Genomic DNA, 11,713 nt, shown 5'->3' with positions numbered 1-11,713 from the left:
TTTACTTCTCCATCGGCTGGAGTATTTGCTGTTATATTCCCCTAATTGTAAGGCGCTAGAATGAAATCAGGAGTAATCACACCACCTTTCTTAGGAGACACTGTTTCAAAGCCAATTTCGCCTACAAGTGAATGCACATGTTCACTCTACCATTTTAAAGCGTTTTCATAGAATTAAAAATTAACTTTACTAACTATTTTTTTTGTAAAACTAACCTAAAAATGAGCCGTTAGAGCGAATCGAATCGTTCCCTGTATACAGATTACGAAAATCAGTGGGTGACACCCCGACATGCTTTTTAAAGGAGGTTGAAAAGTGAGAAGCATCATTAAATCCTGATCTACGAGCAACTTCATTAATCGATAAAGTGAAGCAACCGAGTAATTCCTTTGCCCTCTCCAGTCTTCGGTCGTAAATATAACGCATGGGCGGTACCCCAAGATGGTTTTTAAAAAAACGAATAAAATAGTTCGGATGAAAATGTGCCGTTTGCGACAACTCATGAATGGTTATTTCTTTATCTAAGTTCGCATCGATGTATTTAATGGTATCCACCAATTTGTTCATGGATGCGAATTTGACATCCTCATAGCTTTCTAATCTTGCATGGTCGATAAAGTACGCGATAATTTCAAACAAGGCCGACTGGATTTTGATCGAGGTCGTCAGCCCATCCTGACTGCGATTATCGATTAGCTGTCGAAAATATTCCAATAGGCCTGAGCCCTCCTCCACAGATATGAGATTCGGAATTCCACTAGAGCGAAATAATTGATTTAACGCATAATTGGAAGTGAAATGGCACCAATACATCGTATAAGGAGGTTCGTTAGTTACTGAAAAGGATTGTAAAACACCTGCGGGGGCAAAGAACAATTGCCCCGCTTGAGGCCGATATAGCTTGCCGTCTAATTTAATCCATCCGTTGCCGTCGCATATATAATAAAATTTATTGTATTCGGGTATAAAATCGAAACGTATCCAATCGTGCGGACAAACGGTTCGTTTAGCGTCGATCAATTTCACTCGTAAATCAGAAAGTTTATGATACAACAAATGATTCGTTATTTGCATGGCCGCCACTTCCTTTATCGATCAGGATTATGCTCCCATCCTAACACAATGGAGAAAAAGCCCCACCTGCCATCGGGCAGGCGGAGCGTAACACCTTTCAAATTCATCAAAGGTTTAAGTTATTTCTTCATTGAATTATAAGCATCCTGATGGATTTGCAAGTAGCGAGGGAGCTTCATATTTTCAAGGTTTTTCAAATATTCAGTCCATTTTTTATCGATATCCAAATCGCCTATAATCATTCTCGCAACCGTTTCTTTCCTGTAGTCATCGATTGTTTTACTAATATTGGCGACCTCATCAGACTGCTCATTGGTGAAGAATAAGGTCGGAATCATCTTCTTAGGATCTGGCTTGTAAGGCTCGTATTTATTAAGTGTTTCCTTATAAAGTAAATCTTCCAGCGGGTTTTTCGGATCGGCGGTTTGCCCTAGACGCCATTCATTGGTGCGCAAGGAAGGACCGACTTGTCCCCATGTTGCATTCTTGGCGCCAGAAGCTGTATTGCCAAGTATCGTGTATTTAGCAGGCTTTCCGTTGATGCCGATATCTGTTGATCCGGCGACCTTCCACTCCTGATCGGGTCTACCGAGAACAGCGCGCATCGTGGCTTCTTCCGAATACAAGAAGTCAGCCAAGCGTAAAGCAATCTCTGGATTTTTGGCTTTATTCGTAATGACGAAAGAACCCGTAGTTATCCCTTGTGGGATGTATTTGGACGCTTGAACGCCAGTTGGCCCTTTGAGCGGTGGGACCGCCACATAATCTTTCCAACGCGTTCCTTCCAATAAATTGAAAACAGTCGGATTTTGTGCCGGAATAGCCCCCAAGATGACTGCATCTGGGCTCTCGCCTAGCTTTCTTAACTGATTCCTATCTTGTGTAAACGACTGGGGATCAATTAAACCTTCCTTGTACAATTTGTTTAAATATTTAAGTCCTTCTTTGTATTCAGGCTGATTAAAAGCGACTTGGATTTTACCGTCTTTCAAAAACTGCATACTTCTATCGCTGTCTATGAAGGCTTGCATGATGTAAGTGTCAATATAGGAATTCGCAATGTTTGCTCCGACAAACGGAAGTTCGTCTGCCTTTTTATTGCCGTTCGGATCTTTTTCCTTAAACGCTTTCAACACTTGATAAAACTCTTCTGTTGTAGTGGGCACTTGCATGCCTAAAGTATCTAGCCACTTTTTGTTCATCCACAATTTGGTGCTGTGCGTACAATGAAAACACTCATTCACAGACGGTAGTCCATAAATAGTTCCGTCAACAGTTGCCGAAAGCTCCTTCGTATAAGGCAACGTCGTGAACATTTTTTTTGTTTCTACTCCATATTTGTCGATAAGTTTGTTAAGCGGTATGAATACGCCATCTTTTCCGTAAAGAGATAGCTGTACAGGTGTGATGTTAAACCCTAGATAAACATCGGGATACTCTCCGCTGGCAAGTGAAATATTCAGTTTCTGCTGTGGATCGCTGGCTACATCCCATTCAATATGGATATTTGTTTTCTCCTCCAACCATTTCGTAAATTCATTCGTTGTGAAGTTTTCTACAGTCGGATTAATTCTCGACATCACTTTTATCGTCGTCTTTTCTTTCGTAATTGGCAGCACGCCTGGCGGATTCACTACCTCGTTCAGAGCAGCCCCTGGTTGCTTAGATGCCTCAGCAGCCGTATCTGCTGTTTGACATCCACTTAAGAAAACGGTTGCACTTATGGTCAGGCATAAAGCTGAGCTCCATAATTTCATACCTTGCATCTGTATTCCTCCCTTTGTAATATCTGTATTCAACGCTACCCTTTTAACGAGCCGATCATCATGCCTTTAACAAAATGCCGCTGAATAAAAGGATAAACAAGTAGAACAGGAATTGTGGAAATGACAATGAGTGAGTATTTCAGAAGTTCCCTCATTCCTTCACGCTGCGCTGCACCGACAACATCTGTAATAATTTCCTCATCCAACGCGTTTTTAACCAACACATCACGCAAAATAATTTGGAGTGGATACAGATCTGGTGATTTCAAATAAAGGAGAGCGGCAAAATACGTATTCCAATGCCCTACCGCGTAAAACAAGGAAAGAACCGCGATAATTGGGCCTGATAATGGAGCCACAATTTTAATCAAAAATTTATAATCGCTACACCCGTCCAAATGCGCCGCTTCTAGCAGCTCATCGGGAATTGTCGTTTGAAAATACGTCCTTGCGATAATCACACTCATTACACTCATGATTCCAGGTATGATCAGGGCCCAACGGGAATCGATCAGACCGAGTTCCTTTATTAAGAGATAGTTAGGAATCAATCCCCCGCCAAACATCATCGTGAAAACAAAAAGTGCCATGACACCATTTCGGATATAAAAGTCTTTGCGTGACAACGGGTAAGCAGCAATGAGTGTCATGATGACATTGAAGAACGTTCCCACGATCGCATAATACATCGAATTAGCAAACCCAACCCAGATTTGCTTGTGCTTAAACACCGCTTCATAACCCTGAAAGGAAATATCGACTGGCCACAGCCAAACTTTACCTGAGATCACAGCCGCAGATGAACTGAAGGAAGCACTGATTACATATACAAGTGGGTATAGAACGGTTAGCGTAAAGAGGCAAAGTAACGTGTAATTCATAAAGTTAAATAGCTGATCGCTTCTCGATTCATTAATCCGGATTGACTTCATCGTTTTACTCTGCACCTCTTTACCATAGGCTCGTTTGCCCTAATTTTTTGGCGACCTTATTCACACTGAAAAGAAGGATCAGGTTGATGATGGAAGTGAACAGTCCGATTGCTGAAGCGTAAGAATACTTAATCCCAGTAGACAAAAGTCCGACCTTGTACACATAAGTATCAATGACTTCAGATGAGCTAACATTCAATGGATTTTGCATCAATAGAACTTTTTCGAACCCTACGTCCATCATATTCCCTACATTGAGGATCAACAATATACTAGCAACCGGGATTATACCGGGAATATCCACGTGCCACATTCTTTGAATTTTATTAGCCCCATCCATGACTGCTGCCTCATGCAGCGAAGGATCGATTGCAGCCAATGCTGCTAAATAAATGATACAACCGAAGCCTACATTTTGCCAAATACCCGACCAAACGTAAAGCGATTTAAAGTTATCTGGATTCCCGAAGAAATCTACTTTCTCGAAGCCCAATTGCGCAATGATCATATTGACTATGCCTGTTTTGGGATCTAATAATTGCACGATAATACCGATCATAACGACCATCGAAATAAAATGCGGGGCGTAGGTGATCATCTGCACGGTCTTTTTTACCGAAGAGCGACCTACATAATTTAGACAAAGCGCCAATAGAATCGGAAACGGAAAGCCCGCCAGAAGTCCATAAAAGCTAAGCCCAAGCGTGTTCTTGATGACCTTCCAAAATTCATAAGAATTAAAAAACGTATTAAAATGCTTTAACCCTACCCAGTCGCTCCCAAAAAATCCCTTATGGGGAACATAATCCTGAAAGGCGATCACAGCGCCGTACATCGGCACGTATTTAAAAATGAGAATGTAAAGAATAGGTAATAAAGACAACAAGTACAGCTGAGGCACTTTTTTTATATTACGGAAAACGAGAACAGCTATATTCGTTCTAACCTTGCGTACGTTTGGAGCTACCCTAACAATTTCCAATTCATACCTCCTCCTCTCTTTTGTTATCTTCATCATAGTTTTTTGAGAAATGGCAAGCATACTAGTTTTTTAAGCACCTATTCAACTAATTTATGGTAGTCACTTGTTCACACATAAAAAAAGAGAAAAAAGGAAAACGTAGCAGCAGCGCTAACGTAACCTCTTTTCTAGAAGCTTGCGGATTCCGGGGGATAGCCCGGTTCGCCGTTTTTACTTGGCATTCGTAATGTAATCTTAGTGCCTGTTCCTACGCCATTGTTAGAGATGGAAAGCCCGTACCTCTCACCACATACAATTTGAATACGGCTGTGAACGTTCACTAGACCGATGCCTCCTTCCCGCTCTCTTTGTTCGGGAAAGCGAGTATGCAACAGCTGCGCGTGTAATTTCGTCTCAAGCTCCCTTAGCCTGTCAGGTGGTATGCCTGCACCGTTATCCATTACGGTTACTACGAAATCTTCCTTGTCGAAGAAGGCATTGATACTGATTTGATGATGGCGCTCAATCCCATCTGGGAAAGCATGTTTGAATACATTTTCTACCAATGGCTGCAGGGTAAGCCTCACCATTTTTTTCAATAAGAGCTCTGGGGGAATCAACACTTCAATTTCGAACGTAAATCCTAATCTGTAGTTCATTATGTTCATGAAATGCAGTACATGCTTTAGTTCATTTGCAACCGTAATTTCCTCCAAATCCGCTCGAACGGAGTACCGCATCATGTAAGAGAGCGAGCGAACGATCTCCTTGATCTCTTGTGAATCTTGCACGACAGCATAACAAACAATTGTTTCGAACGTATTGTAAAGAAAATGCGGATTGATTTGCAACTGCAACGCTTGGAATTCGGCAGCCTGTCTTTTGAGCAAATACTCTTTATTCTTCAACTCTTCTGCATACACTTGCTCCATTAATTCCTGCAGGCGGCTAACCATCTTGTTATAGCTAACAATCAGACGATCCATTTCGTCTGTTCTCCCGATTATGGCGACATGGGCCCAATCCCCCTTTTCAGTCCTCCGCATGCCGCTTTCCAGCATCTTAATCGGCTTTATTATCGAATTTCCAAATCGGTAGGCAAGAAACAAAGCAATGATGAGTGTAAAGCTGCAGGTGAAGAGCGTTGTGTTGCGAATATTCAGCACAGGGGCTCTAAGCTCATTCAACGGCATTGAGGCAACAAGTGTCCATCCTGAATAATCAGATCTTCGGTTGAAATGCACGCGCTCAATATCATCTTTATAAGTAAAAATACGATTTTGATTTTCTTTTAGCTTCACGAACAGCTTATCATTCAGCTGCTTACCGATCATCTCGGAATTAGGGTGATAAACGATATTCCCATTGTCATTTACGATATAAAAATAGCCAGTCTCCCCTAAACGAATTCCTTTCCAAAGCGTGGTCAGCTCTTCAATATTCAGCTCAATACCAAGGATTCCCTTATATACTTTGGAAGTTTGACGATCGGATATTTTACGTGTTAAGGCAAGCTTTCCGTTCAGGAAACTCCAATCCATAATCGTTAATTTCCCATCGTTATTCGTAATTTGCTTAAGAACGTCCATCTTGTCCACTAACGTAGATTGGCTGAAATCGGTCACATCTGCGTTGTGATCATAAATGCTAAGACCGTTATATCCAAGCAAATAAACCATGCTAATTTCGGGATTGTTGATGAAAAGGGGCCTAATCACCTTCTCTTTAATCGGTCTGATTGACAAAAAATACGAGACAAAGTCTTCTTTGTCCGTGTTCAAAAACTCCTTCACGTTCGTTGAAGTCAACACAGACAAAGTGGCTCGATCGTATTTCTTTAAATACATATCGGTATGGTTCATAGCATTATCCACGATTTGTGTCAGAAGCCCGTTTGTTTGCTTATCGACTTCCTTTGAAGACTGAACATAGAGCACAAAGCCAACTATGGAAGATGAAATGAGGATAACGATTACAAAATACGCGAACATTCTAACCGCCAAGCTTGATTTCATTATTTAATCCCCAACATGCTGCGATATTCTGTCGGCGAGCAACCGGTCATTTTTTTAAATATTTTTGTGAAATATGGATAGTTTTGATAACCAATGGTCACCCCGACGTCAACGACTTTATAGTGAGGGATTTCCAGAAGCCTCTTCGCCATTTCAATCCTTTTTTTCATCCGATATTGGACGAATGTCTCATTGGTCATTTTTTTGAAAATATAACTGAAATAGGTTGGTGCAAGTCCCATTTTCTCAGCGACTTCCTCTAGGCTAAGCTCCTCGGAAATGTGATTGTTAATATAGGCTTGCGCTTCCTCGAACAAACTTTTCTGATTACCGCCACGCCAAAGGAACAGTTGGTTATACAAACTGATTAGCTCCGCCTCCAAATAGTCATTCGTCCCTTGCACGGTATTTAATTGCATTAACGAAGGTTTTGTCGTAAACGTTACCATCCCACGCGCGTTAAGTTTCTTCACTAATATCTTCAAGCCGTCCGTAATCATGCGCTCTAACTGCTCGATATGAATTCCCTTGGTCATTCCGCCCTGCTTCCAATCGTCCATGAGACGGGTTAGGGACTCTAAGTCAGCAGACCAAATCGTCGATTCAACACGCTCCAACCATTCTTCCACCTTATAGAAGGATATCGGTACCGACTGATCCTGCTGCAGCAAGAGCTTGTTTAAGACAGGATACAATTCATGCTCTGTAAGCGGTTTCAATAAATATTCTTTCACTCCATAGGTTAGGCATTTCTGTGCATAGGTAAAATCATCATAGCCGGAAATAACGGCAATCGGAATGTTCAAATTCATTGCCTGTACCTGCTTGCATAATTCCAGACCGTCCATCTTCGGCATCTGTATATCCGTCAGCAGAATATCTGGACGTTGTCTATTGATTTCAGACAACGCCTCCACCCCATTTGCCACGACGACTGTACGAAACAATGGGTTACACTGCCTGACCAATTTCGCCAGTCCCATACGAACCATCGGTTCGTCATCTACAATGAGGATATGTTTCATTTCCATTTACACTCCTTTTGGACATATTTTACCACAGACCTCATGCGTGGGTTGACTTATTTTTAAGTATAAGCAGAAATGCTAGGCGTGTTGATTATGTTTATTTACGATCCTATTTGTTTTTTTTAAATAATTAGTTAGTGCGGTTCTTGTTGTTTGGACGTATCCGTTTTCGAAGCCATTTTGTTAATCTCCTCTCTGCTTAGCGTTGTTCCCCTAGGAACCCTTGACAAATCAACATTCTTGTAACTGAAACAGAGACAGCGCATATGCGCTGCCCATGCTTGTTGCTCAGCTGTTCGCTTCGCTCTCTCTCTGAGCGCACAAAGCAGCCTCATAAATGAGAAGCTTTAGGATGTCATCTGTGTTGTTTTTTAATCCATGGCTTCCGTAAGGTTTGTTCAAAATCGTATCACCCGCCTTGACCTCTTTCGTTTCCTCTTCAACTGTCATCAGACCGCAGCCTTCCAGAATAACGTACATTTCTTCGTCAGCCTTATGCCGATGCTGCCCAATTGATGCGCCTGGCGGTATCTCCACGTAGTATAAAAATCGTAGGGGGGACTCATGATCTGCTTGACTATAAAGCTCAACGCTACTCACTTCCCCCTCTCCCCGATGACTAGTTCCGCTTTCCAAAGCTGCTTCAAGAAAATTCCGAACGTCCATTTGTACACGCTCCATCCCCTTCAATTACCTTACAATTAATTATATAAACGGAAACAAACATCATTAAAGTTAGCATGGTACCTTGAGCAGTGCTCTGTCCACTCTATGATAAAAGCTTACTACTTATATTCGTACTAAACCGAATTTCCAGCTCGTTTCGCCATGAAAATAGGAGCGATGAACACGGACTGTTCTTTCAACCTGCTGCATTCCCGACCATGAACCGCTATCGTCCCTGTATACTTTAGCTTTAACCCATGAACACTGCCCCGTTTCGTAGTCAAACGTCTCCCCATCATCGTCATAAAGCAGCCCGACTCCAGGGACATCACCGAAATGGCACCATTCCACCGGTACAGTTCCAGCAGGATGCGGAACATTAGTGATGGCGGGCATCATGGGAATGACAGCCCCCTCTCTTACGAATACAGGAATTTGCTCAAGTCCGCAAGTTATCCGAACAACCTGGCCACCTTCATAATACTCGCCAGTTTCGAAACCGTACCATCCCCCGCTTGGCAGGAGTACGTCTCGGGAAGACTCTCCGGCGAAGAGCGGAGCGACCAACAAATCATCCCCTACAGCATACTGGTCATCCCACTCTCTTAACCCTGCGCGTCCATAAGCCGCATCACTCGTATTGAGCGTCTCCTTGGCGCTAACTGAAGCCCTATGATAGGCTATTGATGCTTCGGCGTATCCCTCCACCAAGGGCATTGCCCGAAAAGGCGGTATCCCTTCGAAGCGATATCGGGCGAACGCTGTATAGAGATAAGGTAAAAGTCGCATCCTTAGCTCCAAATAATGACGAATAATCCCTTCTACTTCAGGATAGGACCAAGGTTTAGTTCCGTCCCCCCAAGCGTTGAGCATGGCCAGCGGCGAGAAACATACCGTTTGCATCCGACGAACCCAATCTTCCTGGTCATTTGCTTTACGAACCTCCGGCGACCACAGCAGTCCACTGAACGAACTGCTACAAAGGGCTCGCACGAACTGTCGGTGATCATAGAGATCAGAGTACAATACGTAAGGCATACTTGAAGCAGCCGCATTCGAGGCACGGACAAGACCATAGGTGCGACGATTGTGCTTACGGTACATATCATCTGACATTTTCTGAAACAATAAGCCGTACAGCTGGCGTATTTGCTCCCCATCGTGACCAGATGGGAACGCAGCATGTGCAGGAAACATCCAAGCATGATTCGTCAACTCACTGCCATCGCATTCGTCATGCTTATAACCAGATACCCCAATACGAAGATGTTCTTCCTCATGCTGCATTTTGTAAATATGTTGCGCCTCTGGAAGCGTATAATCAGGAACCAAACCGCCCCATACCGTATGTGAACCAGCATATGGTTCAAGTCGTGCATGCTGCTTAGCTTCGGGAGAGACATACGGATGCTCCCACAAATTGATGCGAAATCCTTGCTGCTCCATCCTTTTGACGAAAGAAGCAGGGTCACGAAAAAGTTCATGCGACCATTCATATGTCACTGGATAGCTCCTGCTGTGCCAGCCGGGCTCTAAGCCAATCACATCGCAGGGAAATCCTCGGCGGCGAAATTCCTCTGCTTCCTCTATGGTTTCTTCATCCGTATAAAGCTTCGGAACGCGATGCCAAAAGCCTAGTCCCCATCGAGGGGGCAGAGTTCCGCCACCGCACCACAAATTATAGCGGCGAACGGCATCAATGACAGTTGGACCTGCAAACAGCAGCACTCGGCAGCCTTCGGACGGAAGTCGAATCTCCACACAACGAGATACAAGTGTCGCTTTCCAAGACGAATCCGTGTTGCGATTACGTGAGTCGCTTGGATGTTGATTTTCTCTCCGTATTGTAGATCCACAATGAAACGTGACAATGTTGGAGGTATCCACCATAATTCCGTATCCGCGAGCGCTGACTAGAAACGGAACCGGCGCATGGGTTTCTCCGGTGTCTTGCTTAGGATCACTATTTACACGCAAATAGCGTGTACGACCGCGATGATTCATACGCAGAAACTGTAGACCAAGACCATACAGGGGCTCATCTTCCAATAAGGGCATCCGTAGGATCGTGCAATCCTTCATTTGTTCAACAACAAGGTCGTCAAGTGCAAATGGCAGTTCGGCTTCACCCATATTGTTCAAAGCTTGTATGAGCGGTTCTTTGCCTATCCAATCCAGCGGTGTCAGCCCTTGTGGTATACCGATCTCTCCAGACCAGACGCCTGGACCCACAGGTTGTAAGCACTCACTTCCTAGAACATTCATTCAACTCTCCCCCGTCTCCATGCCCTTTCGGAATCCCCGTAATCTAGTGGTTCAACGCTGACCATCCTATTTTCTTTACTCGAAATTTTGGCTGCATGCACAAGTGCCTGCGTTCGCATATAATCCGCTGCACTCGTTTCTGGCTCAAAGCCACCCCGTAGTGAGTTCAAGAAATCATCCAACGCATCGGGGTGACCCTCGTGGGTTTCGATTTTTGTTGTCTGTCCGTCGCGAACAAGAATAATTGTATTCTCGGTTAGTTTCAGAGAGCCCTCAGTTCCATCAATTCTCCAATTCCCATGCCAAACGGTTGGAAGATAACGGGAAGTTATGGTTCCTGAATACGTCACCTGCACTTTCCCTGACATTTCAATAATAGCGGCCAAATTATGGTCAGAGCCCTCTTCACCCGCTTCGTTCCAAGCATTCAAGGGTTGATAACGCTTAGCAAATATCTGTTGAGCTTCGGTTCCGCTAAAATACCTCATTAAATCGAAATGGTGAATGGCGATATCGTCCAATAGACTCACCGCGTAATGTCTTTGCACCTTATGGTAACGGCAAAAAGTAACGTCCATACTGGAAATGCGGCCAATTGCGCCTTCTTCAAGAAGCTGCTTTAATCTTCTCGGATAAGCGTAACGACGGTAATTCTCGGCTATCATAAATGGGATACCTTCATTCACCGCCCTTTTCGTCATTTCATCAGCTTCTTCATAGTCGAACGATATCGGTTTCTCGCAAAGCACTGGCAATCCATGATCAAACGCCATGTGATTGATGATGCCGTGAATGTTCGGGGGTGTCACATTGACAATAAAGCTAGGTTTTTCTTTTTCAACAGCCTCTATGAAATCCGTATAGAACGGAATTCCATCCACCGTTACTTTCTCGCTTAGGGAGCTATCTTTATCGACAACGGCCAACTGAATATGCTTGCTTCGCAAACGGCGATACCAACCGAACCCATATGCTCCCATACCTACCAATAATGCTTTCATATGCT

At 43.6% G+C, this 11,713-nt stretch carries 9 protein-coding genes; all 9 read right to left on the bottom strand.

Translation table 11 applies throughout. The annotated features are described in order from the left end of the window. Positions 1–210: 210 nt before the first annotated feature. The 9 genes from GK047_RS07075 to GK047_RS07035 all read right to left on the bottom strand — a co-directional run bounded on the left by GK047_RS07075 (position 211) and on the right by GK047_RS07035 (position 11,708). Positions 211–1,074: a helix-turn-helix domain-containing protein gene (locus GK047_RS07075; RefSeq protein WP_163943090.1), complete on the bottom strand. Its 864-nt coding sequence runs from the start codon at positions 1,072–1,074 to the stop codon at positions 211–213. A 119-nt stretch (positions 1,075–1,193) separates the two neighbouring features. Next, positions 1,194–2,840 (bottom strand): ABC transporter substrate-binding protein, encoded by a 1,647-nt coding sequence (locus GK047_RS07070; RefSeq protein ID WP_240343776.1) that lies wholly within the window; start codon positions 2,838–2,840, stop codon positions 1,194–1,196. A 35-nt stretch (positions 2,841–2,875) separates the two neighbouring features. Continuing rightward, positions 2,876–3,772, bottom strand: a complete 897-nt coding sequence (locus GK047_RS07065) for a carbohydrate ABC transporter permease (RefSeq protein WP_163943088.1) — start codon at positions 3,770–3,772, stop codon at positions 2,876–2,878. Between the two features lie 19 nt (positions 3,773–3,791). Next, the gene (locus tag GK047_RS07060; RefSeq protein WP_240343775.1) at positions 3,792–4,754 is read right to left on the bottom strand and encodes an ABC transporter permease; all 963 of its coding nucleotides are present in this window, start codon (positions 4,752–4,754) and stop codon (positions 3,792–3,794) included. 167 nt (positions 4,755–4,921) lie between these two features. After that, positions 4,922–6,748 (bottom strand): cache domain-containing sensor histidine kinase, encoded by a 1,827-nt coding sequence (locus GK047_RS07055; RefSeq protein WP_163943085.1) that lies wholly within the window; start codon positions 6,746–6,748, stop codon positions 4,922–4,924. Beyond that, complete coding sequence (locus GK047_RS07050; protein ID WP_163943083.1) at positions 6,748–7,773, bottom strand: response regulator transcription factor; 1,026 nt, start codon at positions 7,771–7,773, stop codon at positions 6,748–6,750. Before GK047_RS07050 ends, GK047_RS07055 begins: the two co-directional genes overlap by 1 nt. 291 nt (positions 7,774–8,064) lie before the next feature. After that, on the bottom strand, positions 8,065–8,442 hold the full coding sequence (locus GK047_RS07045) for a cupin domain-containing protein (RefSeq protein ID WP_163943082.1): 378 nt from the start codon (positions 8,440–8,442) through the stop codon (positions 8,065–8,067). Positions 8,443–8,565: 123 nt separating this feature from the next. Further along, positions 8,566–10,707 (bottom strand): glycoside hydrolase family 31 protein, encoded by a 2,142-nt coding sequence (locus GK047_RS07040; RefSeq protein ID WP_163943080.1) that lies wholly within the window; start codon positions 10,705–10,707, stop codon positions 8,566–8,568. After that, a complete protein-coding gene (locus GK047_RS07035; RefSeq protein WP_163943078.1) occupies positions 10,704–11,708 on the bottom strand; it encodes a Gfo/Idh/MocA family protein in 1,005 nt (334 codons plus the stop codon). The genes GK047_RS07040 and GK047_RS07035 overlap by 4 nt, the downstream gene beginning before the upstream one ends. Positions 11,709–11,713: the final 5 nt, after the last annotated feature.

The organism is Paenibacillus sp. SYP-B3998 (assembly GCF_010820665.1).
GTDB lineage: Bacteria > Bacillota > Bacilli > Paenibacillales > NBRC-103111 > Paenibacillus_E.
This window is presented reverse-complemented; position numbering and strand designations above follow the sequence as displayed.